The organism is Oscillospiraceae bacterium NTUH-002-81 (assembly GCA_032620915.1).
Classification (GTDB): Bacteria; Bacillota; Clostridia; order Lachnospirales; family Lachnospiraceae; genus JAGTTR01.
Genome location: CP136052.1, coordinates 595,166 through 620,021, shown reverse-complemented (window position 1 = coordinate 620,021; position 24,856 = coordinate 595,166). Strand labels below are relative to the sequence as shown.

The 24,856-nt window shown below is 52.0% G+C and carries 20 protein-coding genes; 4 read left to right on the top strand and 16 right to left on the bottom strand.

What is annotated here, in order from left to right; translation table 11 throughout:
• Positions 1–11: 11 nt before the first annotated feature.
• From RJD28_02935 to RJD28_02900, 8 genes are all read right to left on the bottom strand, one after another.
• Positions 12–500, bottom strand: coding sequence for a hypothetical protein (locus RJD28_02935; GenBank protein ID WNV58509.1), 489 nt, complete (start codon positions 498–500; stop codon positions 12–14).
• Between the two features lie 150 nt (positions 501–650).
• Positions 651–2,027: an ATP-binding protein gene (locus RJD28_02930; GenBank protein ID WNV58508.1), complete on the bottom strand. Its 1,377-nt coding sequence runs from the start codon at positions 2,025–2,027 to the stop codon at positions 651–653.
• Between the two features lie 180 nt (positions 2,028–2,207).
• On the bottom strand, positions 2,208–3,485 hold the full coding sequence (locus RJD28_02925; protein WNV58507.1) for a peptidyl-prolyl cis-trans isomerase: 1,278 nt from the start codon (positions 3,483–3,485) through the stop codon (positions 2,208–2,210).
• Between the two features lie 114 nt (positions 3,486–3,599).
• Entirely contained in the window at positions 3,600–7,130 is a 3,531-nt protein-coding gene (gene mfd, locus RJD28_02920) for a transcription-repair coupling factor (protein WNV58506.1), read from the bottom strand.
• A gap of 129 nt (positions 7,131–7,259) precedes the next feature.
• Entirely contained in the window at positions 7,260–7,847 is a 588-nt protein-coding gene (gene pth / locus RJD28_02915; GenBank protein ID WNV58505.1) for an aminoacyl-tRNA hydrolase, read from the bottom strand.
• A gap of 284 nt (positions 7,848–8,131) precedes the next feature.
• Positions 8,132–8,410: a septation regulator SpoVG gene (spoVG, locus tag RJD28_02910; GenBank protein ID WNV58504.1), complete on the bottom strand. Its 279-nt coding sequence runs from the start codon at positions 8,408–8,410 to the stop codon at positions 8,132–8,134.
• A 64-nt stretch (positions 8,411–8,474) separates the two neighbouring features.
• The gene (gene glgD, locus RJD28_02905; GenBank protein WNV58503.1) at positions 8,475–9,593 is read right to left on the bottom strand and encodes a glucose-1-phosphate adenylyltransferase subunit GlgD; all 1,119 of its coding nucleotides are present in this window, start codon (positions 9,591–9,593) and stop codon (positions 8,475–8,477) included.
• The gene (locus tag RJD28_02900) at positions 9,590–10,864 is read right to left on the bottom strand and encodes a glucose-1-phosphate adenylyltransferase (protein ID WNV58502.1); all 1,275 of its coding nucleotides are present in this window, start codon (positions 10,862–10,864) and stop codon (positions 9,590–9,592) included. The genes glgD and RJD28_02900 overlap by 4 nt, the downstream gene beginning before the upstream one ends.
• Positions 10,865–11,197: 333 nt before the next feature.
• Here RJD28_02900 and murC point away from each other — a divergent pair, with 333 nt between their 5' ends.
• The 4 genes from murC to RJD28_02880 all read left to right on the top strand — a co-directional run bounded on the left by murC (position 11,198) and on the right by RJD28_02880 (position 16,513).
• On the top strand, positions 11,198–12,577 hold the full coding sequence (murC, locus tag RJD28_02895) for a UDP-N-acetylmuramate--L-alanine ligase (GenBank protein ID WNV58501.1): 1,380 nt from the start codon (positions 11,198–11,200) through the stop codon (positions 12,575–12,577).
• 303 nt (positions 12,578–12,880) lie between these two features.
• A complete protein-coding gene (locus tag RJD28_02890) occupies positions 12,881–14,116 on the top strand; it encodes a DnaD domain protein (protein WNV58500.1) in 1,236 nt (411 codons plus the stop codon).
• A gap of 28 nt (positions 14,117–14,144) precedes the next feature.
• Positions 14,145–15,140: an ATP-binding protein gene (locus RJD28_02885; protein ID WNV58499.1), complete on the top strand. Its 996-nt coding sequence runs from the start codon at positions 14,145–14,147 to the stop codon at positions 15,138–15,140.
• 185 nt (positions 15,141–15,325) lie between these two features.
• The gene (locus tag RJD28_02880; GenBank protein WNV58498.1) at positions 15,326–16,513 is read left to right on the top strand and encodes a ribose-phosphate pyrophosphokinase; all 1,188 of its coding nucleotides are present in this window, start codon (positions 15,326–15,328) and stop codon (positions 16,511–16,513) included.
• A gap of 119 nt (positions 16,514–16,632) precedes the next feature.
• Here RJD28_02880 and RJD28_02875 read toward each other — a convergent pair whose 3' ends face one another.
• The 8 genes from RJD28_02875 to RJD28_02840 all read right to left on the bottom strand — a co-directional run bounded on the left by RJD28_02875 (position 16,633) and on the right by RJD28_02840 (position 24,733).
• Positions 16,633–17,808, bottom strand: coding sequence for a MalY/PatB family protein (locus tag RJD28_02875; protein ID WNV58497.1), 1,176 nt, complete (start codon positions 17,806–17,808; stop codon positions 16,633–16,635).
• A gap of 56 nt (positions 17,809–17,864) precedes the next feature.
• Entirely contained in the window at positions 17,865–19,016 is a 1,152-nt protein-coding gene (locus RJD28_02870; GenBank protein ID WNV58496.1) for a PLP-dependent aspartate aminotransferase family protein, read from the bottom strand.
• A 120-nt stretch (positions 19,017–19,136) separates the two neighbouring features.
• Positions 19,137–20,018 (bottom strand): nitroreductase family protein, encoded by an 882-nt coding sequence (locus RJD28_02865; GenBank protein WNV58495.1) that lies wholly within the window; start codon positions 20,016–20,018, stop codon positions 19,137–19,139.
• Positions 20,019–20,102: 84 nt separating this feature from the next.
• On the bottom strand, positions 20,103–20,885 hold the full coding sequence (locus RJD28_02860) for an ABC transporter ATP-binding protein (GenBank protein ID WNV58494.1): 783 nt from the start codon (positions 20,883–20,885) through the stop codon (positions 20,103–20,105).
• A 32-nt stretch (positions 20,886–20,917) separates the two neighbouring features.
• Positions 20,918–22,015, bottom strand: a complete 1,098-nt coding sequence (locus RJD28_02855; GenBank protein WNV58493.1) for an ABC transporter substrate-binding protein — start codon at positions 22,013–22,015, stop codon at positions 20,918–20,920.
• Between the two features lie 25 nt (positions 22,016–22,040).
• Entirely contained in the window at positions 22,041–22,835 is a 795-nt protein-coding gene (locus RJD28_02850; protein WNV58492.1) for an ABC transporter permease, read from the bottom strand.
• Entirely contained in the window at positions 22,816–23,415 is a 600-nt protein-coding gene (locus tag RJD28_02845; GenBank protein ID WNV58491.1) for a hypothetical protein, read from the bottom strand. The genes RJD28_02850 and RJD28_02845 overlap by 20 nt, the downstream gene beginning before the upstream one ends.
• Positions 23,396–24,733: an amidohydrolase gene (locus tag RJD28_02840; protein WNV58490.1), complete on the bottom strand. Its 1,338-nt coding sequence runs from the start codon at positions 24,731–24,733 to the stop codon at positions 23,396–23,398. Before RJD28_02840 ends, RJD28_02845 begins: the two co-directional genes overlap by 20 nt.
• Between the last annotated feature and the right edge of the window lie 123 nt (positions 24,734–24,856).

Below are 24,856 nucleotides of genomic sequence, written 5' to 3'. Positions count from 1 at the left end.
CGTACCATTATTTACAATCGTACCGGATACGGTCGTTTGATACCCCCCACCGTTAAGGTTACATCCGGTTCAACCTCGATCACCTTACTGCTGTCTATCGAATCCGTAAATGCCATATCCTGAATGACATGAATCTCTGTCACGCTGTCATCTGCAAGTGCCGTCTGCATTTCCTTTTTCGTCGTCACTTCCGCAATGCCATCCGCTGCAAATGCGGCGATCATTCCCTCTTCTGCCGTCATTTCCGCGATGTCATCCGCTGCAGGCGCAGCCTCCAGCGCCTCTTCCGTCTTCGCATCCTCCATGTCGTCCGCTGCAGGCACAGCTGCCAGTTTCTCTTCCATCTGCATTTCCGCAATGTCGTCCTCTGCAGGCGCAGCCTCCAGCGCCTCTTCTGTCATCTCTTCTGCGGTGGTGCTGGCTTCTGCAAATGCAGTCATGGGAAGCATGGCTGACATCAGGCACAGGACAGACACCAAACTGCATATCCGTTTCTTCATTGTTTTCCCCCTCGTCGCACTTTTCCGGTCTATGGTTTCTCTTGTGTCATTTATTATAACACCTTCAAAACCCGACAGCAACAGAAAATGAGACCGAGAGTCCCAAATTTTCGCTCTGTTTTTAACAGGGCATCGGCTATCATCAGATCTTTATTGATACAGCTCACTTAATGGAATCAATATCCGGTCATTTCCTTCCTCACAGGTAAACCCTGCCCTTGAAAAAAAGCCGTATCTATAGCATTCCAGACCAGTTTGCTTTACCTGACGAATTTCATTTTGCACACTGCTCTCTGTTACAGGCTCTTTTCTGAATTTTGCTTCATAAAAAATGTATCCTTTGTCATCCTGTGTTACAATATCAAATTCTCCATTCTTTTTCTCAACCGGATCATCGTAATAGTATTTTCCGATTTTTTCAAAAATCTCGTCCATCAAGCCTTTTCGGTTTCTTCTGATCAGATATTGCTTACAAATCCGTTCGAATATTCTCGGAACATGCTTTGTTTCAAAATCATCTGCGATATATCTGTCATAAAAAACGTCTGCGTCCATAATATTCATTCTCGACATATTTCTGAAAATATACTTGTAATAAAACAGGGACAGATTGTCTGAAATAAAATATCCTGATTTTTTCTTATTGTTTTCATCGTTAATGGGCGCCTCTTTTGCAACAACATCCATGCGCATCAGCTTATCAAGAACATCAATCAATGCAGGCCCGCTGGAGACATTGGACTGATCCAGAATGTCCTTATATCTGGAAAATCCTTTTGCGAGGGCTTCAAAAACTTCATTTGCATTTGTAATTTTGGAAATCTCTGCATTCAGATACATAGATACCTCATTTTCCAGACGCGCCCCAGGCGACGCGATCAGGTCTATGATATTTTCCCGCACACTTTTCTTGGCATCGATCAAGCGATTATAATAAGGAATGCCGCCGAACACGCTGAACAGTCTTACTTTATCTTCTTCTGAAAATGCAGGGTAGAACAATGCGGATTCAAAATAGTCCATCGGTTTCAGATTCAGCGTAAGATCAATTCTTCCATACAGCGGATTCTGTTTTTCCAGAAGCGCCTTCATCGTATCCACATAGGAACCACAGACGATCAGCTTCATATGAGAAGTGTCTTTGTAATGATCAATAACAGATTGCAAAACGCTGTCAAGTCCCTTTGTATTTTCCCGCAAATATGGATACTCATCTAAAACGAGAATCAACGGTTCTTTTTCTGATTTTTGGAATAAAAATCGTAACAAAGCCTCCATGTTTTCAAATGTAGGCTTGGGGTAATCAAATGTCTCCCCGATCAACTCCGCCAAACTTTCTGTATTATTCTGTTCTGTAGTCTGCTTGCATTCATAATAAATACTTTTACAATCGGTTTCTTTTAATACCTGTTTGATCAGCTCACTTTTTCCAATCCGGCGTCTTCCATAAATCAGGGATATCCTCTGCCCGTCTGCACGAAACATTGCACACAGCTTTTTTATCTCATTTTCTCTTCCATAAAACATACATAGCATCCTCCAAACTGAAGAAATGATAAGAATTGATATACATAGTATAATAAGCATGCGCGCAAATGTCAATTTTTATTCGGTCGTGACCGAGTCAGTTCCAACCGAATAAAATAATTTTACTTGAAAAGGCCGACCACAATCGTGATCGGCCCCATGTTATCTCTGTTTCTGTATTTACTCTGCTTCTGCGTTATCTGCATTGTCGGCTGCGGTCTCATCGGCGGCAGCTGCGCTGTCCGCTGCTCCGGCATCTGCTCCCGTCTCGGCTGCGTTTTCTGCATCCGCGCCAGTATCTGCATTTTCAGCCGCTGCGCCGTCTGTCGTGTCCGCTGCTTCTGCATCCGTGCTGTCTGTGCTCTCATCACCAGCCGTCGTCTCGTCCGCTGCCTTTGCCTCGTCGCTTCCATCGGTTGTCTGCTCGGTGCTCAGATCAACGGTCTGGTTGGTAGTGATGGTGAGCGGTGCATCGAAGGTAACCTTCTTCCATACCTTCTCGTTGACGGAGAAGTTCACATCCACTGACCAGTTTTCGTATGTCTCATCATAATGCTCAGTCTGGCGCTTGGAAACGATCTCTGCCTTGCGGCTGTCGGTTGCTTCCTGGTCAAACTCGCTGATGAGGTGTGCCACATAGTAGCTGTTGTTGGCCTCGATGACATCGGTGTACTCGCCCTCTGCCAGCGCATCTGCGGCTTCCTTCACCGCATCCGGAAGAGCTGTGGTGGCATCCCCGCCAAAAGTAGTGGTAGACATGGTCAGATCCTGGGCGGTAATGGCTTCCTCAAAATTGCCGCTCTCTTTTGCCTGATCCAGGATATCCTGGGCCTGCTGCTTCTTCTCGGCCTTCTCCTCATCGGTATAGGAAACGGTCTCGCCGTCATCGTTGGTGTAATCTGCCACGGAAATGTAGAAGTACTCTGCCTTCTTCTGGGCAGCTTCCTCATCAGACACGTTGGTGTCTGCCTCTGCGATAACCGCATTGTACACTCTTGTCCGAATGGTAGCCAGCTCCAGAAGCTCCTTTACCACATCCTCAGAAGCGGTCATCTGCTTGATGGTCAGCGCGGAGTTATCTGCCATGAAGGCTGCTGCTGTATCGGCGATCTTCTGCTCGTCCTCATCACTCAAAGTAACGCCGTAGTCTGCTGCGTGATCCCGCACGATGTAATACTCTTTCAGCGTATCCATCACGGAATTTTTCACGGATTCCTCGTAGGTCATGCCGCCGATGTCCATGCTCCACATGGAATCCCCAAAGTAGGATTTATAGTAGGTCTCCATCTGGGACTGCTGTACCTTGGCAAGGAAATTGGCTACGCCCAGAGAAATCGTCTCGTCGCCCACCGTTGCCACTGTGGCGCTGCCATCCAGCCCCTTGCCGCTGCATCCGGTCATGACCATAGCCGCCAGCATCACACCGGCGATGATACCTGTCAATTTTCTATTTTTCATATTTCTATATGTCCTCCCGTTTTTATCATAAATTTTATTATAGCTGTTTTCCACACAGCAATCAACGCCTTTTTTCACCAGTTTACCCGGATATTCATCAGACAGCCGAGAGCATCAGGCCTTTTCATCCACCAGCGCTTTGATCCCCAGCAGCACTTTCTTCACGATCTCCATGGTGTCCTCTTTGGCCTGACGGTTGTTTTTCTTTCGCTGATAGAGGAAATACGGCCGGGTGTCCACGGTGAATTTCAGCAGTCCCTTCCATTCCTCCACCAGCCCCGGGATGCCCGCCGGATTGATGGCCGCTTTTTCATAGAGCGTAAACCGGATGAAGTCTGCTTTTTCCGAAACCTCGGTGACGTAGGCACTGTGGGCCAGGGCCTTCACAGAGGCAATCTCCAGCAGGTTCAGCACAGATCTAGGCGGTTCGCCGAACCGATCCAGCAGCTCCTCCAGCATATCCTCGTATTCCTCATGGTTTTCAATGCCCGCGATCCGCTTGTAAATATCCAGCTTCTGGTATTCGTTGCGGATGTATTTGTCGGGAATGTAGGCATCGATGTCCACGTCGATGGTGGTATCGTAGCTTTCCCGGACGGGCAGTCCTTTCAGGCTCTTCACCGCCTCGTTGAGCATCTTGCAGTACAGATCATAGCCGACAGCCTCCATGTGGCCGGACTGCTGGGCTCCCAGCAAATTGCCCGCGCCCCTGATCTCCAGATCCCGCATGGCGATCTTGAAGCCGCTGCCCAGCTCCGTGAATTCCCGGATGGCATGAAGCCGCTTCTCCGCCACTTCTTTTAGCATCTTATCCCGCTTATACATAAGGAAGGCATAGGCCGTGCGGTTGGAGCGGCCCACCCGGCCCCGGAGCTGATAGAGCTGAGACAACCCCAGCTGATCCGCGTCGTGAATGATCATGGTGTTGACATTGGCAATGTCCAACCCCGTCTCGATGATGGTGGTGGACACCAGCACGTCAATGTCGCCGTTGATAAAATCCACCATGATCTTTTCCAGCTCCTGCTCCCGCATCTGGCCGTGGGCAAAGGCCACACTGGCCTCGGGCACCAGCGCCGCGATCCGGTTGGTCATCTCCACGATGGAATTGACCCGGTTGTATACATAGAAAACCTGGCCTTTCCGGGCCAGCTCCCGGTTGATGGCCTCCCGCACGATCTCATCATTGTATTCCATGACAAAGGTCTGGATGGGCATACGGTCCACCGGCGCCTCCTCCAGCACGCTCATATCCCGGATGCCAATGAGGCTCATGTGCAGCGTCCGGGGAATGGGCGTGGCTGTCAGCGTCAGCACATCCACGTTTTCCTTTAATTTCTTGATCTTTTCCTTATGGGCAACACCGAACCGCTGCTCCTCATCGATGACCAGCAGACCCAGATCCTTGAACTCCACATCCTTGGACAGCAGCCGGTGGGTGCCGATGACAATGTCCACCAGTCCTTTTTTCAGATCAGCGATGGTCTTCTTCTGCTCCGTCGCCGTGCGGAACCGGCACATAAGATCCACCCGCACCGGGAATTCCTTCATCCGCTGCACGAAGGTGTTGTAATGCTGCTGGGCCAGAATGGTGGTGGGCACCAGGTAGGCCACCTGCTTGCCCTCTTGCACTGCCTTGAAGGCAGCCCGGATGGCGATCTCCGTCTTGCCGTAACCCACGTCCCCGCAGACGAGCCGATCCATGATCTTGTGGCTTTCCATGTCCCGTTTGGCCGCCTCGATGGCCGCCAGCTGATCTTCCGTCTCCTCGAAGGGGAACATTTCCTCAAATTCCCGCTGCCAGACCGTGTCCGGCCCATAGACAAAACCCTCTCTGGCCTGTCGGGCCGCATACAACTCCACCAGATCTTTCGCGATCTCCTGCACCGCGCCCCGCACCCGGGTCTTGGTCTTGTTCCAGTCCTGGCTGCCCAGCTTGTTCAGCTTGGGGCGCTTGCCCTCCGCGCCGGAATATTTCTGCAGCGCTTCCAGCTGGGTGGCCAGAATGTACAGGTTGCCCCCGGCTGCGTACTCGATCTTGATATAATCCTTGACGGTGTGATCCACTTCCACTTTCTCGATGCCCCGGTAAATACCCAGGCCGTGATTTTCGTGCACCACATAATCGCCCACGGAAAGCTCCGTGAAGCTCTGGATCTTCTGCCCCTCGTAGACCGTCTTTTTCCGCTTCTTTTTCTTCTCTTTTCCAAAAATATCGCTCTCGGACAGCACGCCGAACCGGATCATAGGGTACTCGTACCCCCGCCGGATGCTGCCGTGGAGTACCAGGATCTCGCCCTTCTGCACGACCCGGTCGGTGTCCTCCGAATAAAAACTGTTCAGGCCGAAGCCCCGCAGATCCTCCGCCAGACGTTTGGCACGGGTACGGGAGGCGGACAGCAGCACCGTCCGGTAGCCCTTCTTTTTCCAGTCGCCCAGCTCCTGGGCCAGCAGTTCAAAGCTGTTGTTGAAGCTGCTGACGGAACGCACCTCCAGATGAAAGCTGTCCTTGACCTTATAATCACCGCTTTTGGCTTCCATCATACACAGAGATGTACAGTGGAAACGATTCAGCTTCATCACCACATCCTTATAGCTGTACAGCAGGTTCAGCTGTCCCGGCAGCAGATACCCCTTCTCCAGACGTCCCGCCATGCTCTCCCGGAATTCCGTCTCCACCGCCTCGGCCTTCTCCGTCAGCCGGTTGGGCTCATCCAGAAATACGCACGTGTCTTCTTTAGGAAAATAATCGAGAAACGAAACCGTTTTTTCATAAAAATAATCCACAAAGCCATCCACGCCTGCTGCCCCGTCCAGATAATCCAGCTGCTCTGTCAGCTCCCGGACAAGACGGTGGACGCGTCCTGCTTCCTCTATTTTCCCATCTTTTTCAAACAGGGCGGTCTGCCGATCCGCCTCCTGCTTCATCTTAGCGACGCCCTTTTTGATCCGGCTCTTGGATAACAGCACCTCGGACGCCGGATAAATGGTGATCTCGTCCAGATTTTCAATGGAGCGCTGGCTCTGGGCGTCGAAGCTGCGGATGGAATCCACTTCATCATCCCAAAATTCCAGCCGGTAAGGGCTCTCCTCCGTCAGCGGGAAAATGTCTACGATGCCGCCCCGGACAGCAAACTGCCCGGCTTCCTCCACCTGGGCGCACCGCTCATAGCCCATGTTCACCAGACGCAGCTTCAGCGCCTCCGGCTCCACCAGGCTCGTCTGGGTGATGCGAAGAGCCGCCTCCCGCATCTCCTCCAGGGGCAGCAGATGATCCATGCAGCCGTCAATGCTGGTCACCACGGTGAGAGGCTCCCCGGACAGCAGCGCCCGGATGACCTGCATCCGCTCCTTTACCAGAAAATTGCCGTGCACGTCCGCGCTGAAAAAGATCAGATCCTTGGCCGGATAATAGAGCACACCGGGATCAAAGAACCGGTAATCCTCATAGATTTCTCTGGCTTTCAGTTCGTTGGCCGCCAGAATGAGCCGGTATTTCTTTCCCTGGCTCAGGCCATAGATCAGATGGGTTTTCTGGGAATCCATACAGCCCGCGATCTGTACCACGCCTGCATCCTTTTCACAGGCGTTTTTGATGGAATGGTACTCTTCCAGTTCCCCCAGGGGCGCCAGAAATGTCTGCATTGCCTCTCACCTCATTTCATTTTCTTTCGTTATTGATGTTCTGCTTTGGCAAATTTCTTTGCCTTTTTTGTTTTACGCGCACTCCCGCTTACACAATATTTTGCAAAACTTCCGATTGTATAGACCCGTTTATGCCTCATTTTCCTCATAGGATTTCCGATTGTACCGGTTCATGGCCGCCTCGGTCTCGCCGTCCAGCATCATCCGCACAGCCTCCACCGCGTGATCCATGGCTTCTTCCACCTTCTCCCTGTCTTCCTTCGGGAAGGTACTGAGCACGTAGTCCGCCAGATCCCAGCCCTTGGGCTTCTCACCCACGCCAATCTTCACCCGGGAAAATCCTTCTGTCCCCGTGTGGAGAATGATATTCTTGATGCCGTTGTGGCCGCCCGCGCTTCCTTTTTTGCGGATGCGGATGAGCCCCGGGTTCAGACTGATGTCGTCAAAAAGGACGATAAGCTCCTCGTTGGGATCGGCCTTGTAATAGCCGAGCACGTCCCGGATGCACTCGCCGCTTAAATTCATGTACGTCTGGGGTTTTAACAGCAGCACCTTGTGACCGTCGATGACGCCCATGCCGTATTCTCCTTTGAATTTGTTCGTATCCAGGCGGATGCCGTACCGGTCCGCCAGCCGGTCGATCGTGTCAAATCCCACGTTGTGTCTTGTGTGGGCATATTTTCCGCCCGGATTGCCCAGGCCCGCAATGATATACATAATGATCCTCTTTCCTTGTCATCACGATTGTCTGTTTCCCTGCGCGGACACATTTCCCGCCGTCTGCGGATGCATCTGCGCCTGTCTATTTTAGCAGGTAAATGGAAAATTGAAAAGGGGGAAGGCGCAAGAAGGACCCCGTCCATGACGGGATCCTTCTCTTTCCGACTGCCCGCAGGATCGCCCTGCGCCTGTTGTTCCGTTCCATCTGCGTTCCCGCACATCACCTTCCCTGTGCACCTGCGCATGTGCTCTCACACATGTTCATCCATGCACCGATGCCGTTACGCTTCCTCCTCTTCGACTTCTGTCAGCGCTGTCTCATACTTGCCGAGGATCATCTGCTGGATCTTGTCCCGCGTACCCGAATTGATCGGATGTGCGATGTCCCGGTATTCCCCATCAGACGCCTTACGGCTCGGCATTGCAATGAAAAGGCCCTTCTCTCCCTCGATCACTTTAATGTCATGCACTACAAACTCGTCATCCAGCGTAATGGAAACAACCGCTTTCATCTTGCCTTCCTTTGCAACTTTTCGAACCCTAACATCTGTTATCTGCATTCGAATTATGCCCCCCTTGTCGGTATTTTCCGGCAATATACCCTACCCCAAAACGTATTTGCCGTCAGATAATATAACGCTCGTTCTTTTCCACAACGATGCGCACGCCATCCTCTCCCTTGTAACAGGAATTGGCACGGATGGTGTCCCTGCTCTCCACAATACAGTTCTCGATATATGTGTTATCCCCGAGGTATACATCATTCAGAATAATGGAATTGCGGATGACGCAGTTATTTCCCACAAATGTCTTCTTAAACAATATGGAGTTTTCCACCGTTCCGTTGATGATACAACCGCTGGAGATCAGGCTGTTTTTTACATGCGCTCCCGGATTGTACTTGGCCGGCGGAAGATCATCGATCTTCGAATACACATCGGGATACTGCTTGAAGAAGTAATCCCGCACTTCCGGCTTCAGGAAGTCCATGTTTGTCTGATAATAAGATTCCACCGTGGAAATGTTGCTCCAGTAGGAATCCATCCGATATCCGTAAATGCGCTTCAATCCCTTGTAACGGATCAGGATATCCCGCACGAAATCAAACCGGGACTCTGCGGCGCTGCGTTCAATGAGTTCAATGAGCTGACGTCTGCGAATCACATAAATACCCGCAGAAACGTCATTACCGGTAGCTATCATGGGCTTCTCATCGAAGTCCTGGATCCGTCCGTCTTCATCCATCTTCAGGATGCCGAATCTTGTGGCATCCTCTTCCGGAGGAAGCTGCTTGTATACCACAGTGATATCTGCCTTCTTGGCAATGTGGTATTCCAGCACCTTGTTGTAATCCATCTTGTATACACAGTCACCGGATACGATGACCACATATGGCTCATGGCTCTTCTTGAGGAAATCCAGGTTCTGCCAGATGGCATCCGCCGTTCCCCGGTACCAGAAGCTGTTATCCGCGGTCACTGTCGGTGTAAATACGAACAGGCCGCCCTGTTTTCTTCCGAAATCCCACCACTTGGAGGAGCTTAAATGCTCATGCAGGGACCGGGAATTGTACTGGGTCAGCACTGCCACCTTCTGAATATGGGAATTCGTCATGTTGCTCAGTGCAAAGTCAATGCTCCGATAGCTTCCGGCAATGGGCATTGCCGCAATCGCCCGCTTGTTGGACAGTTCGCGCATCCTGTTGTTGTTGCCGCCTGCCAAAATGATTCCTACTGCCCTCATAATACGCCACCTGCCTTAATCAAAGTCTCTCCGCTGTCCAGAACGCCGCCCGGATAATCCTCCGGCGTCGTCTCACCTTCTATGGCCGTATTCTTGCCGATCTTCACATTCGGCGGGATCACGGTACTGTCACCGATGGTCACCAGGCCGAAGCAGTATACGCTGGGCTTCTTCTTATTCGGGATGTCCTCTCCCACGCCCAGCACGGCTCCGTCGCCCACCACGCTGTTCTCCGCAATGATGGCCCGGTCAATGACGCAGTTCTCGCCAATAACCGTATTCTTCATGATAATAGAATCCCGGATCACACTGCCCTTGCCGATGGTGACACCCGAACCGATGACGGAATTGTGCACCTCTCCGTACACATCCGTGCCCTCGCTGATGATACTGCGGGTCACCACCGCATCCTCTGCAATGTACTGCGGCGGGATGATCTCACTTCTTGTATAAATCTTCCAGAATTCCTCATAAAGATTGAATTCGGGAATAATATCTATCAGTTCCATATTGGCTTCCCAGTAGGAGCCGAGGGTTCCCACATCCTTCCAGTAGCCATTGTATTCATAGGCAAAAAGACGCTGTCCCTTCTCGTGGCAATAAGGGATGACATGCTTGCCGAAATCGCAGCCGGGGACTTCTGCGTTGGCAATCAGCGCTTCTTTGAGCACCTTCCAGCTGAATATGTAGATTCCCATGGAAGCCAGGTTGCTCCTCGGATGCTCCGGCTTCTCCTCAAATTCCTGGATCTTGCCGTTCTCATCCGTGATCACGACGCCGAAACGGCTGGCCTCCTCCATCGGCACCGGCATGGCCGCAATGGTCACGTCCGCGTGGCTTGCCTTATGGTAGTCCAGCATCACTTCATAGTCCATCTTGTAAATATGGTCGCCGGACAGGATCAGCACATATTCGGGATTATAACTCTGCATATACTCCAGATTCTGGTAAATCGCATTGGCCGTGCCGGAATACCATTCACTGCTGCTGCTCTTCTCGTAAGGGGGCAGAACAGAAACGCCGCCCACATTGCGGTCTAGATCCCACGGAATACCGATTCCGATATGGGCATTCAGCCGCAGCGGCTGGTACTGTGTCAGCACACCCACGGTATCAACGCCGGAATTGATGCAGTTGCTCAGTGGAAAATCGATGATGCGGTACTTTCCTCCGAAGGATACGGCCGGCTTGGCCACCTTGGAAGTCAGCACACCCAGTCTGCTGCCTTGTCCACCGGCAAGGAGCATTGCTATCATTTCCTTTCTAATCACGTTATCACCTCTCGTAGTTGTAGTTCTTTTATCATTATAGCATACTGGTTCTGATAAGTGAACATATTTTACAATTTTTTTGCCTCATTATTTGTTTTTTTATTACATAATGTCGTATTTTATTTCAAAATTCTCTTTTTGCTTTATTTTCTTTATCTATATTTTGCATAGTTTTCATTTTGATTTTACATGATTTTATTGCAGTTTTTACAATCCATTTGGTGTTCACCCATATAGTTTTTGTGTTTTCGGCCCGGGTGTGATATACTTAGTGACAAACAGGAGCAGCGCTCTTGTTTCCTATTATAATAATGAAGAACAGGAAGGATTTTTATGTTTCAGATTAATTTCCATAAACCGATCCACATCCATTTCATCGGCATCGGCGGCATCAGCATGAGCGGCCTGGCCGAGATTCTGCTCAAGGAAAATTTCCGCATTTCCGGCTCCGACGCCAAGCGCTCCGCCCTGACGACCCATCTGGAGTCGCTGGGATGCACCGTGCAGTATGGGCAGTGTGCGGAAAATATCACCGATGACATCGACGCCGTTGTATACACGGCTGCCATCCACCCGGATAACCCGGAATTCGCAGCCTGTAAGGCAAAGGGCATTCCCATGCTTTCCCGGGCAGAGCTCCTGGGACAACTCATGCACAACTACAAAGTTTCCATCGCCATTTCCGGCACCCATGGCAAGACGACGACCACTTCCATGCTTTCCGAGATCCTCATGCTGGCGGACACCGACCCCACCGTTTCCGTGGGCGGCATCCTGAAATCCATCAACGGCAACATCCGCGTGGGCGGCCCTGAAATGTTCGTCACGGAGGCCTGTGAGTACACCAACAGTTTCCTGAACTTTTATCCGACGGATTCCATCATCTTAAATATCGAAGAAGACCATCTGGACTTCTTCAAGGATATCCACGATATCCGCAGATCGTTCCATCAGTTTGCATCCCAGACGGCGGACGGCGGTTCTGTCATCATCAACACCGATATCCCGGATTATGAAGAGATCACTGCAGACATCAACGCCTCTGTCATCACCTTCGGTCTGGAGCATGAGGCCATGTATACCGCCACAGATATCAGCTTTGACGGCTTCGGCCATCCGTCCTTCACCGTTGTGAAAAACGGCACCCCCGGTATCCAATGTGCCCTGAAGGTGCCCGGCATCCACAACGTGTCCAATGCGCTGGCTGTCATTGCCCTGTGTGACCGCTTAAGCATCCCGGCGGAGACGATCCGCAAGGGTCTGCTGGCCTTCGAGGGTACAGACCGCCGGTTTGAATACAAGGGTACCTTCCAGGGTGTCACTGTCATCGATGACTATGCCCACCATCCCACGGAGATCGCCGCTACCCTCACCGCTGCCCGGAATTATCCGCACCGCACGATCTGGTGTGTATTCCAGCCCCATACATATACGCGGACAAAAGCGCTGCTGCCGGAATTTGCCCGGGCATTAAAGCTGGCCGACAAGGTGGTACTGGCTGACATCTATGCCGCCAGAGAGACCGACACGCTGGGTATCAGCTCCCGGACGCTGCAGGAGGCACTGCAAAAAGAAGGTGCAGAAGCCTACTATTTCCCCTCCTTCGAACAAATAGAAAATTTTCTCAAAAAAAATTGTGTACACGGTGACCTGTTGATAACTATGGGTGCCGGAGACGTCGTAAATATCGGCGAAAACCTCGTTGAGAAATAGTTATCCACATTATCCACATGCTTATCAACACAATGTGTGAAAAAGCATGTGGATTTTTTTGTGGATTATCCGTTGACATAATCTTCTCGCCGATTTTCGTCCCTATTTCCCCTGATCCCCCTTTTTTCGCCCTTTTCCGCACCTGCCCCGCAGTTGCCCCGTCTGAGTTATCCACATTTTCCACATTATCCACATTTTTATCACCATTTTCCCACAGGTCTGCCGCCGCCAAAAACCCTATTCTCTTTTCCCGGGACATGTGCTATAATTCGAATACTTAGAAGAGAAGAGATGGGTGAACATATGGCTATACGTCTGTATCGGGAAGGAGACCGGGGATATACTTCGGTTTCCAATGATTTTATTGATCATTACATGCCGTCTGCCAACGGCGAATTTGTCAAACTGTATCTGTATCTGCTCCGGTGTCTGTCCGCCGGGCAGGATGCCCTGTCTGTGAGCACGCTGGCCGACCGGTTCAGCAACACGGAGAAGGATATCTGCCGGGCACTGCGCTACTGGGAGAAGGAAGGGCTTCTGTCCATCGAGACCGATGACCGCGGCGCTGCCTGCGGCATCTGCCTGAAGGAGCTGCCGGTACAGACAGCTGCTCCCGAGGCAGCATTTGCGCCTGCTGCGGAACGCACAGACGCCCTGCTGCAGGCACCTGTCACAGATGGCAAGATACTTTCCGCAGCAACGGTTGCCGGGCAGGTGAACGGTTCTATGCAGACCGGTACAGTTCCCGGACAGGCGCAGGCCTCCATGCAGACGGCCTCCGCCGGTACAACCACCGGCCAGAATGGTGCCGAACCCTCAGCCGTCACCTTTGTGCAGCCGGAACCGAAGAAGGCAGGTTCCCACGATATCTCCCGTCAGCGGCTGGAAGAGCTGCAGCAGCAGGACAACATCCGGCAGCTTCTGTTCATCGTGGAACAGTATCTGGGACGGACGCTGGGCAGCACCCACATCAACACCATCCTGTACCTGTACGACGAGCTGCATTTTTCCGAGGAGCTCATTGAGTATCTGGTGGAGTACTGTGTTTCCCGCGGGAACCGCAGCATCCGGTACATAGAGACAGTCGCTCTGGCATGGCATGCCGAGCACATCACCACCGTGGAGCAGGCCCAGGAGGTGACGAGCCAGTACAACAAGTACGTGTTCACCGTGCTGAAAAGCTTCGGCATCAAGGGCCGCAATCCGGTGGCTTCCGAGCTGGCTTACATCAAGAAGTGGTCGTCCGAGTACGGTTTCCCGGTGGAGATCATCTCTCAGGCCTGTGAACGCACAGTGACCCAGATCCACCAGCCGTCCTTCGAATATGCGGACAAGATCCTGTCCAGCTGGAACCGACAGGGCGTCCGCCATCCGTCGGATATTCTGAAGCTGGATGCCGCCCACCGGCAGAATCAGCCCCAGCCCGCCCAGACAGCAGACAACAGCAAGGGGCCCGACCGGCGCAACCGGTTCAACAACTTCGAACAGCGCAGCTATGATTTCAACAACCTGGAGCGGCAGCTGCTGAACATTAAGTAAATCTTATTAAGGAAGGAGGAGCAAATCTGTGTCTCTGACGAATGAACAGTACGATACGATCATGCGCATTTACAGCAGACGGCAGGCGGACAACCGTTTCCGCCAGAAGGAGCGGCAGCAGGCCGTCTATGACGCGATCCCGGCATTCGCGGATCTGGAGACAGAGATCTCCTCTCTCCAGGCCAGCCGGGCCCGTCTCATGCTGGGCGACCAGACCGGACAGGCCACACGCTGCGCCGACAGGCTTCATACCCTTTGTGAGAAAAGGAATCACCTTCTGGCCGAGCACGGTTTTCCGGCAGATTATCTGAAACCGCACTATATCTGCCCGGATTGTCAGGATACCGGTTATATCGGCAGTCAGAAATGTCACTGTTTCCGGCAGGCGGAGATCGACCTGCTGTACCACCAGTCCAACCTGCGGCAGGTGCTGGAACGGGAGAATTTTTCCCATTTCCGGGAAGACTACTATCCGGAAGACATGATCGATCCCGGCACCGGTCTTTCTTCCCGCCGTCTGGCCCAGACTGCACTGGCGGAAGCCCACCGGTTCATCGAGGATTTCTCCCAGACACATCCGAACCTGTTTCTGTACGGGAGCACCGGCACCGGCAAGACCTTTCTGACCAACTGCATTGCCAAGGAGCTTCTGGAACGCTCCTTCTCCGTCCTCTATTTTTCCTCCGGGCAGCTGTTTGACCGGTTTTCCCGGCACAGCTTTTCCAGTGAAAAAGAGGACGATGATTTCCGGTATCACGTCTTCGACTGTGACCTGCTCATCATTGATGATCTGGGCACGGAGATGGTGAACGCCTTCGTCTCCTCCCAGCTGTTCCTGCTCATCAATGAGCGGCTCATGCGCAGGAAATCCACGGTCATTTCCACAAACCTGACGCCGGAAAATTTTCTCAACACGTACTCGGAGCGGATCTTTTCCCGGATCTCCAGCAGCTACCAGATCCTCAAGCTGTTCGGGGATGATATCCGGCTCCGGAAGAAACTGCTGGAGCATACTGTTTCATAATGGTGCTGCCTTCTTATATTCCTATGGACAGCTTTTCATGCAAGCATGCAATCTGCCCACCGGAATATAAGAGTAAACTGGACCTAACTTATCGTGCTGATTCGGCGGATGGCTCTGGCATATCGTTTTGATTTGTGCTATAGTATAATTAATTATGTTCATCATCACAACGGAGGAGAAAACCAATGTCTAATGAAGAAACCAGAAATCTGGAAACCATTCCTGTAGGCAAACTCGGCATCATTCCCCTTGCCAGCTGCAAGGAACTCGGCGAGAAGGTCAACAACTATCTCGTTGAGTGGAGAAATGAAAGAGAGAACGAGCATCATGCCAATATCGTTTTCGAAGGTTATCAGAGAGATAACTACATTATTTCCGCGCGTGTTCCCCGATTCGGAAGCGGCGAGGCCAAGGGCGTTCTCGGTGAATCTGTCCGCGGCTATGACCTGTATCTGATGGTTGACGTATGCAATTACAGCCTGACCTATTCCCTGTGCGGCCAGACAAACCATATGTCTCCGGATGACCATTATCAGGATCTGAAGAGAATCATTGCGGCAGTGGGCGGCAAGGCCAAAAGCATCACTGTTATCATGCCGTTCCTCTATGAGAGCCGTCAGCACAAGCGCAGCGGCCGGGAATCCCTGGACTGTGCACTGGCACTGCAGGAGCTCATCGATATGGGTGTCAACAACATTATCACCTTCGATGCCCATGACCCGCGGGTACAGAATGCGATCCCGATCAACGGATTTGAGACTGTACAGCCTGCTTACCAGTTTATCAAGGGTCTTCTTCGCAACATTCCGGATCTTAAGATCGACAGCGACCACATGATGGTCATCAGCCCGGATGAAGGCGGTATGGGACGTGCCATCTACGTTGCCAACGTTCTTGGTCTGGACATGGGTATGTTCTATAAGAGAAGAGACTACACGAAGATTGTCAATGGCCGCAACCCCATCGTTGCCCATGAGTTCCTGGGTACGGATGTAACAGGCAAGGATCTGATCATCATTGACGATATGATCTCTTCCGGTGACAGCGTTCTGGAAGTTGCTTCCGAACTGAAACGCCGCAAAGCCAACCGCATCTTTATCTTCTCCACTTTCGGTCTGTTCACCAACGGTCTGGAGAAATTTGACAAGGCTTATGAGGAAGGCTATATCACCCGCGTGCTGACCACCAACCTGGTATATCAGACACCGGAGCTGCTGGAGAAGCCTTACTACATCAGCTGTGACATGAGCAAATACATTGCTTACATCATCGACACGCTGAATCATGATGCTTCCATCAGCGGTCTTCTGGATCCCAGTGACCGTATCCAGAAGCGCCTGACCCAGTACCGCAACGGCACCATGGATTTCTAAGCTTCATAAGGAAAATAAATCCTGGAAAACCTGCCACTGGCAGCGTATTCAGGAGTCTATACAGCACGAAAAGAGGATGCCCTTTTTACAGGACATCCTCTTATTTGCTTTTCAATTCATTATAAAATTTTCCGAATCCTCTCAAAACATTCTGTCACTGTTTTTCTCGGCGCAGCCACGTTGATCCGCTGGAATCCCTCTCCTGTTTTTCCAAAGATTTTTCCGCTGTCCAGCCACAGCTTCGCATCGTATATGATCCGGCGATCCAATTCTTCTGTTTCGATACCAGTTCCCCGGAAATCCAGCCAGACCAGATAGGTGCCTTCGCCATTGATCATCTTTACCCCCGGCAGATATTCTTCCACATAGTTTCTTGCATAGTCAATATTCGACTTCACATAAGCCATCATTTTCTCATACCATTCATCGCCATGCTCATATGCGGCCTGGGTAGCAACCAGCCCCAATACGCTCAACTGACTGATGCCGGCTGCATTCACTTCATGCTGGAATCTCTGTCTCAACTTTTCATTGGGGATAAAGATGTTGGAGATCAGCATACTTGCCAGGTTGAAGGTTTTGCTCGGCGAGGTACAGGTGACAGAGATATCCGCATATTCTTTCTTAATAGAAGCAAACACGGTGTGCTCTCCCTGGAACACAAAATCATTGTGGATCTCGTCACAGACCACCGTGACCCCATGCTTCAGACAGATCTCTCCCATTCCGGTCAGTTCTTCCCTCGTAAATACTCTTCCGGAGGGATTATGGGGATTGCACAGAAGAAACAGCTTCACATGATGCTCCACGATTTTCTGCTCGAAATCTTCCAGGTCCATATGATAGCGATTGTCTGTTCCCAGATACAGATCATTGCTGACAACGACTCGTCCGTTATCCTGGATCACCTCGGAAAACGGATAGTACACCGGCTGCTGAATGAGCACGCAGTCTCCCGCTTCCGTAAAGGCTTTTACCGCCATGGCAAGTGCAAATACCACGCCCGGCGTTTTGATCAGCCAGTCCGGTTCCACATCCCAGTGATGGCGTCTGTGCATCCATCCTGCGATCGCATGAAAATAATCCTCCTGAGATTCGCTGTATCCAAAAATCCCATGCTTCGCTCGTTCGATCAGCGCATCCTCCACATAGGAAGTTGTCCGAAAATCCATATCTGCCACCCAAAAAGGCAACACATCCTCCGGCTTGCCTCTTTTTACGGCAAAATCATATTTTAAACAGTCGGTTCCTTTCCGCTCGATGATCTCATCAAAATTTAAATTTCTTTCCGGCATTTCCATTCATCCTTTCCCGTTCGTTTCATCCGCCATGCATTTTTCCAGATCGCATGCTATTCCAGCGACTGAAATACATCCGATAACTCGGCCAGCAGATCCTCAATATCTTCGATTCCAACAGATAACCGGAGGGTACAGGGGGTAATTCCGTTTTTCAGACGGACATCCTCCGGCACATCCGCATGGGTCTGGGTCGTCGGATACGTGATCAGTGTTTCTACGCCTCCCAGGCTCTCTGCAAATTTGATCATCCTTACACGTTCCAGAATCTGTAAGGCATGCGCTTTCGTATCCACATCGAAGGTGAGCATGGAGCCAAAACCGCTTGCCTGTTTTTTCATCACCGTATATCCGGGATGTTCCGGCAGCCCCGGGTAATACACCTGTTTCACAACGCGCTGCGCTTTCAGCCAGTTCGCAATTTTTATCGCATTCTCCTGGGATCGCTCCATGCGGATGCCAAGGGTCTTGATCCCCCGAAGAAGCAGCCAGCTGTCAAAGGGCGCCAGCCCCGCTCCCGTGGTCTTGATCAGGAACCGCAGCTTCTCCTGTATCTCCCCGTTGTTTGTCACAAGGAATCCGGCCAGGGTGTCATTGTGTCCGCCCAAAAACTTTGTGCCACTGTGGATCACGACATCTGCGCCCAGCTTTAACGGATTCTGAAAATACGGAGACAGGAAGGTGTTATCCACGATCAGGAGGATCTGATGCTTCCTGGCAATCTCTGCAATGGCCGCAATATCCGATACATGCATCATGGGATTGGTCGGTGTCTCAATGTAAATGGCTTTCGTATTCTCCCGGATCGCGCTTTCGATATCGTCCCTGGAACAGTCCAGATAGGTAAATTCATAGTTGTTCTTTTTGGAAACATTGTCAAATAATCGGATACTGCCGCCATATAAATCTGCTTCAACGACAAAATGATCCCCAGGCCGAAAGATCTCCATCAGCAAGGTAATGGCAGCCATTCCGCTGGAAAGCGCAAACGCATCGATGCCACCCTCCAGGCTGGCAACCACCTTCTCTAACTGTTCTCTGGTAGGATTCTGTAATCTGCTGTAATCATATCCTGTACTTTCTCCGACACCGGGGTGTGCATACGTTGCTGTCTGATAAATGGGGTAGCTGATCGCACCATAGTTTTCTGTTTTTCCCTCTGTTTCTTCCAGATGAAGACATCGGGTATTGCGTCCTCTATTCATACTATATCTCTCCTATAGGTTTTATTCGTTTTCATACATGTCATTTTATCACCAAAAAAAATCTCTGAATAATCAGAATATTCTATTATGGGATATAGGAAAAAGCTATAGTAAAAAGTTTTAATATCTTCCCAGAACCGTGTCCTTCACATCCCAGCGAAGCGGCGGGTAAGGGGTCTGATCGCCGTATCCCACATCCACATAGGTCACGAGACGCATGTACTCCGGCAGATTGAAACGGGCTCTTAACCGGTCGCTGAACTCCTTGTTGCGGAAGGTCAGCCATACGCTTTCCAGTCCTACGGCATGGGCCGCCAGTACCATATTCTGTCCGGCTGCGCCTGCATCCAGCAGTTGGTTTCTCACCGGGGTAAAGGAATTGGCACGGTAGCAGCGCATATCCTGTAATACGATCAGATGCACCGGGCCGCCGGGCACATCGCTGCCCCGGAATAAACCGGGTTCGTTTTTCTCCCGCACCACAATGTAGCGGACAGACTGTACATTGCAGCCGTGAGCTGCCCACAGACCGGCCTCCAGCACCTTGTCGATCAGCTCATCCGGCACTTCCTGATCCGTAAACTCTCTGACGGAACGGCGCTCCTTTACGATGGTGAAGAAATCCTCCTCCATCTGGGGCGTTACCGTCTTCGGCTTGTAGGGAGACAGATCCACCGCTTCTCCTCTGGAAAGCTTGTCCGCAGACTCGATGAGGAAGCTGGCGTACTTGTACTCCGGCAGGTCTGTGCCCAGCCCTCTCTTTCTCCACAGCTCCAGCAGATGTTTCACATAATCTGCCTGGGAAGCCTTTAATTTCTCATTTCTGTATGCTGCATGGTACATCTGGATCTCCAGAGAGTGATGGCTTCTCTCCCGGACTCTGGCACGGAATTCCGATTCATCCATGGCCAGGAAATCCTCGTCTGTCAGTTTCTGATTGTTGTTTTTGATCTCCTGGATCTCCTCTAAGGTAAGGTAATCCATACTCGTATCTCGAAACATTGTTTTCCTCCTAGTCAATATTAAATATCATTGCTTTCATCCATGATACCTGAGGATTGCTCCGTGCTGCCCACTCCCGCAATCCTAAATAAAGTACTCCACATTCTCTTTCTCGGAAGCGCCTCTGCCGATGTCAGTCACGATCCGGGCCGCCAGATCCACCAGGTAGCGGTCGTTTCTGCTGCGGGGATGGGGCGCGTTGACCTCGTACTCCTCCTGGATCCGGCTGGGGCGCGGGCTTAAGAGAATGACCCGGTCTGCCAGATACACAGCCTCGTTGATGTCGTGGGTCACGAAAAGAATGGTTTTCTTTTCCTCCTGGCGGATGCGCACCAGCTCGTCCTGCAGGGTCGTCCGCGTCAGATGATCCACGGCGCTGAAAGGCTCGTCCATGAGGATGACCTTTGGGTTCATCACCAGCGCTCTGGCGATGCCCGCCCGCTGCCGCATACCGCCGGACAGCTGAGCCGGGTATTTGCTCTCAAAACCGTCCAGGTTCATCAGATGGATATATTTTTTCAGCCGCTCTTCCTGCTCTGCCTTGGGTACCTTCGAGATATCCATGCCGAAAGCGATATTTTTCTTCACCGTTTTCCACGGATACAGGGACGCATCCTGAAATACCACACCGATATCCCGGCTGGGTCCGGTGACCGGTTCGTCATCCAGCAGCACCTCGCCGCCGCTTTTTTCCAGCAGGCCTGCCACAATTTCCAGCATGGTGCTCTTGCCGCAGCCGGAGGGGCCCACAATGCACACAAACTCTCCGTCCTTGATGTGCAGATCAATGTGATCCAGCGCCGTTACCGCCTGTCCGTCCTCTCCGTTATATTGTTTGGTCAGATTGCGAATCGTTATCGAAGGCATCCTGCATATCTCCTTTCTGTCCGGTCAGATGCTTATTTTTCTGCCGGGTCTGTCAGTCCCAGTGTCTCTGCCGCTTTCTCGGCAAACTCGTTGGTGTAAGTACCCTCTGCCTGTACATTTTCATCCAGCCAGCCGTACTCTTTCAGATACTCTACGGTCTTTTCCACACGATCCTCAGGGATCACCGGATAATCAGACCATACGTCGATCTCATCCTCTACGGCTTTGCGCATCACATCCTCAGAAACATCCATCTGCTGTGCCAGCCAGGTGATGAACTCGTCGAAATACTCGTTTTTCACTTTCTCATGCACTTCATAGTAGGCATTCAGGAAACGCTGCAGCTTCTCCGGCTCTTCCTTGATGATCCGATCAGAAGCAACGATGGTGCCGGTGTAGTAATCCGGGATGTAGTCCCAGGCACGTCCGAGAATGTGGCCGGTTCCCTCTGCCTCTGCCAGTGCGGCGTAAGGGTTGTGGATGATGGTGGCATCTACCTCGCCGGAGGTCAGGGTCGCGTAAGCGGTCTGGTGTTTGCCATTAGCAACCAGGGTTACCTCATCCTCGGAAATACCGTTGGCTTCCAGCATTTTCAGCACAGAGAGACGCAGGCCGCCGGATGCTGCGCAGCTTCCGATGGTTTTTCCTTTCAGATCGGAGAAATCCTTGATGTCATTGTTGGCAATGAGCCAGTAGCAGCCTGCATACCGCCACAGGTTACCGACCATTTTTGCCGGAACGCCGTTGTAGATCGCCGGGATAAAGGTGCTGGGATCGCCGTCCGCAATGTCGATCTCGCCTCTGGAAATGAGGGAGAGCAGTTCGTTGTAATCCGGTCTGGAAACCTGCTCGAACTCGATACCCAGATCCTTATAGAAGCCTTTCTCGATGGCAAAGCTGTTCACCGCGCCGGTCATGCCGGTGGTAAAGCTGACCTTTAAGGTGATGGGCTCCTCGCTTCCATCCGATGTCTCTGCGGCAGCGTCCGTATCTGCGGACGCATCGCCAGCCTGTGCGCTGTCTGTCTTTGTGTCTGCCGCTGTTCCGTCTGTGGATGTGGATGCGCCGCATCCGGTAAACACCGCCGTGGTCAGTGCTGCTGTCAGTAAAAGGGCTGCAAATTTTTTCATCTTCTTTTCTCCTCTCAATGTGTTTTTATACTTTTCTCCAGCGATGGCAGATCATGTATTCCACCGCTGTCACAAGCTTTGTCAGTAATACGGAAATCAAGGTCACCAGGATGATCAGAAAAAACATCCGGGAGGTGTTTAACAGCTCCTGGGATTCCCGCAAAAGATACCCAAGTCCGCCCTTGGCTGACTGCATTTCCGAAAAGACCACGCCGGTCATGGCTGTAGCCGCTGCGATCCGGAATCCGTTGAACATAGAAGGCAGGGCTGCCGGTAAAATAACACCGAACACGGTCTGTACCCGGGACGCCCGAAACACCCGCGCCACCTTTAAATATTCTTCTTTACACTGCTTGGCGCCGGTCAGCGTATTGTACAGGATCTGAAATACCGAAAACAGGAAGATCAGAACGACCTTGGACTGGAAGCCGATGCCGAACCAGAGTACCAGGATGGGCAGGATAGCCGTCTTGGGGATAGCCATGATGGCGGAGCAGAACACGCTGCCGTAGGCTTCCGTTTTGGGAAACAGCGTCCACAGGAGCGCCAGAGCCACACCCACCACACCGGCCAGCACATATCCCACCGCCACCTCCTCCAGGGTCACAAGCAGATGGGGCTGCAGGGTTCCATTGGCAATGATTTTTACCGCTTCCTCTACGATGCCGCTGGGCGCCGCCATGAATACCTTGCTGACTCTTCCTGTGGTGACGGAAATCTCCATCCACAGAAGGAGTGCCACAACCGTCGCGATCTGCAGGATCAGAATGCCGTTTATCTTTGATTTCTTCTGCTTTGCGTCAGTCGTTTTTGCTGCCATAGGTAAACGCCCCCTCTCTGACCTTCTCGCTCTCGAAATATTCTCTTTCACAGCTTTCCCCGCTGATGATCACATTCTGTACCAGCCGGTGGGAAAGGTGACGGCTGAAATTTTCTATCGTTGTGGTGTCGATCACATCACAGTAGTAAGGCGCCAGCTCCAGGAACCAGGGATATTCTTTCGCATATTCCCGCCATACCTGGCCGTAGGGACAGTGGTCAGCTCCCCATTCCGGGATCCAGCCGCATTTGGGAAGGTCGGTGACGGAACGGAAATCCTTCACCGTGTCAAAACAGACGCCCTCTGCCCTGGCTTTGGCCCGCATCTCGTCGGAACGGTCAACGGCCAGTTCAAAGATGGTCTGCCGTACCAGCTCCTTCGTCCGCTCCAAGCCGAAGGTATCATACAGGGTTTTACAGAAATGGAAGTACAGCATGGCGAACTGTCTGGCTGCCTTTCGGATCTCGTATACCATCTGCCGCCGCTCTACCGGCTCGGAAAGCTTCTCATACCGTTCCTTCCACCGTTTCTTTTCTTCCTCCGGGGCATTCTCCCGATACTCATAGGCTCCTGTTTCCATAATTTTCCTCCTTCACCACACGGAACTGATCCATAAATGCGATGTATTCCTCTTTGGATGCAAATACCGGATGGTATTCTTTTTTCAGCTGTTTTGCCAGCGCCGCGCCGTCCTTCAGCATCCGGTAAGCACTGACTGCGAAAACCTTGGCGGTGAGGATGTATGCTTCTTCCTCATCCACAATGCCGAAATCGCTCTGATGGCGGCCACCGGACATGCCCCCGGTATGGAAGGTGTACACCGGCAGCAGATGCTGGACATCTCCCACATCGGTGGAACCGCCGGTATGGGTTCCGGGTTTTACCCGCTCCACCGGGCGCCCCTCTGCCAGCTCTTCCAGTGCCTCCGTCAGTTCTTCCGGATACTCCTGATAAATGGCAGGCAGATATCCCGGCATGGTCTCTATTGCAATGCCGGCTCCCATGGCCAGTGCCCCGGCCCGGAAGGAACGGTCGGTCTTTTCCGCGGCATCCGCAAAGGCTTCCAGCGTTTTGCCCCGCACCAGCGTCTCAATGACCGCCTCCTCCGGCACCACATTCACCAGATCGCCGCCCTTTGTCATAATGGGATGTACCCGCACACAATCCTCATCCCGGAAAGTCTCCCGGTTCAGCGCCAGTGCCTGTAATCCCAGGGAAGCCGCAGACAGGGCATTCACGCCCTTTTCCGGTCGGAACGCCGCGTGAGCTGCTTTTCCGTGAATGGTGATGACCTTGGAAACGAAGCCGTTGCCGCTGCCCTTTCCGGCCAGGATGCCCTCCTCCCGGATGTGATGGGCGATGCCGGCATCCACATCATCGAAAGCACCGATGCGGATCAGCTCACATTTGCCGCCGCCGTACTGGATCTTGCCTTCCTGCATGAGGCTTTTCTTAAACTCCACTTCCCCGTACTCCTCGGCAGGAGTGGCGAAGAAGATCACCTGTCCGTCCAGCTTGTCCGCGATCTCCGGATCTGTCAGCGCCAGCATGGCACCCACCACACCGGCCAGCTGTGCGTGATGCCCGCAGCAGTGGGCCGCGCCCGTCTCCGGCACCGCGTAAATGTGATTGGGTATCTTCAATGCGTCCATCTCTCCCAGCAGCGCCAGGGAAAACTGCTCCTTCCGATCCTCATTCAGGTAAGCCTTCACACCGGTCACCGCCAGGTGCTCGTCCACATGGGACAGATGCTGCTTCATAATACTGGCAAATTTTTCACTGGTCCGAAACTCCTTATAGCCCAGCTCCGCATGATGATAAATATCATCCGCAAAGGCAAGGATCTGTTCCCGGTTTTCCTCAATGTGCTGTACGATCTTTCGTTCGATCTGATCCATAAGCTGCTCCTTTCACGCTCGCTGCCGCGTATACGCGTATTTTCTATCGTATAAAAAATGGCCATGGGATTTCCTCCTATGGCCGCTCTGTCGTCGTTCTTCTCTGTTCTTTCCTGTCTCTGT

Coding starts and splice junctions, on each gene's coding strand:
- RJD28_02845 (WNV58491.1), bottom strand. CDS start 23,415: ATGGAAACAGGAGCCTATGAGTATCGGGAGAATGCCCCGGAGGAAGAA.
- RJD28_02870 (WNV58496.1), bottom strand. CDS start 19,016: ATGAATAGAGGACGCAATACCCGATGTCTTCATCTGGAAGAAACAGAG.
- spoVG (WNV58504.1), bottom strand. CDS start 8,410: ATGCAGATAACAGATGTTAGGGTTCGAAAAGTTGCAAAGGAAGGCAAG.
- RJD28_02890 (WNV58500.1), top strand. CDS start 12,881: ATGGCTATACGTCTGTATCGGGAAGGAGACCGGGGATATACTTCGGTT.
- RJD28_02880 (WNV58498.1), top strand. CDS start 15,326: ATGTCTAATGAAGAAACCAGAAATCTGGAAACCATTCCTGTAGGCAAA.
- RJD28_02875 (WNV58497.1), bottom strand. CDS start 17,808: ATGCCGGAAAGAAATTTAAATTTTGATGAGATCATCGAGCGGAAAGGA.
- RJD28_02865 (WNV58495.1), bottom strand. CDS start 20,018: ATGTTTCGAGATACGAGTATGGATTACCTTACCTTAGAGGAGATCCAG.
- RJD28_02930 (WNV58508.1), bottom strand. CDS start 2,027: ATGTTTTATGGAAGAGAAAATGAGATAAAAAAGCTGTGTGCAATGTTT.
- RJD28_02850 (WNV58492.1), bottom strand. CDS start 22,835: ATGGCAGCAAAAACGACTGACGCAAAGCAGAAGAAATCAAAGATAAAC.
- RJD28_02935 (WNV58509.1), bottom strand. CDS start 500: ATGAAGAAACGGATATGCAGTTTGGTGTCTGTCCTGTGCCTGATGTCA.
- RJD28_02840 (WNV58490.1), bottom strand. CDS start 24,733: ATGGATCAGATCGAACGAAAGATCGTACAGCACATTGAGGAAAACCGG.
- RJD28_02925 (WNV58507.1), bottom strand. CDS start 3,485: ATGAAAAATAGAAAATTGACAGGTATCATCGCCGGTGTGATGCTGGCG.
- RJD28_02860 (WNV58494.1), bottom strand. CDS start 20,885: ATGCCTTCGATAACGATTCGCAATCTGACCAAACAATATAACGGAGAG.
- RJD28_02855 (WNV58493.1), bottom strand. CDS start 22,015: ATGAAAAAATTTGCAGCCCTTTTACTGACAGCAGCACTGACCACGGCG.
- murC (WNV58501.1), top strand. CDS start 11,198: ATGTTTCAGATTAATTTCCATAAACCGATCCACATCCATTTCATCGGC.
- pth (WNV58505.1), bottom strand. CDS start 7,847: ATGTATATCATTGCGGGCCTGGGCAATCCGGGCGGAAAATATGCCCAC.
- glgD (WNV58503.1), bottom strand. CDS start 9,593: ATGAGGGCAGTAGGAATCATTTTGGCAGGCGGCAACAACAACAGGATG.
- mfd (WNV58506.1), bottom strand. CDS start 7,130: ATGCAGACATTTCTGGCGCCCCTGGGGGAACTGGAAGAGTACCATTCC.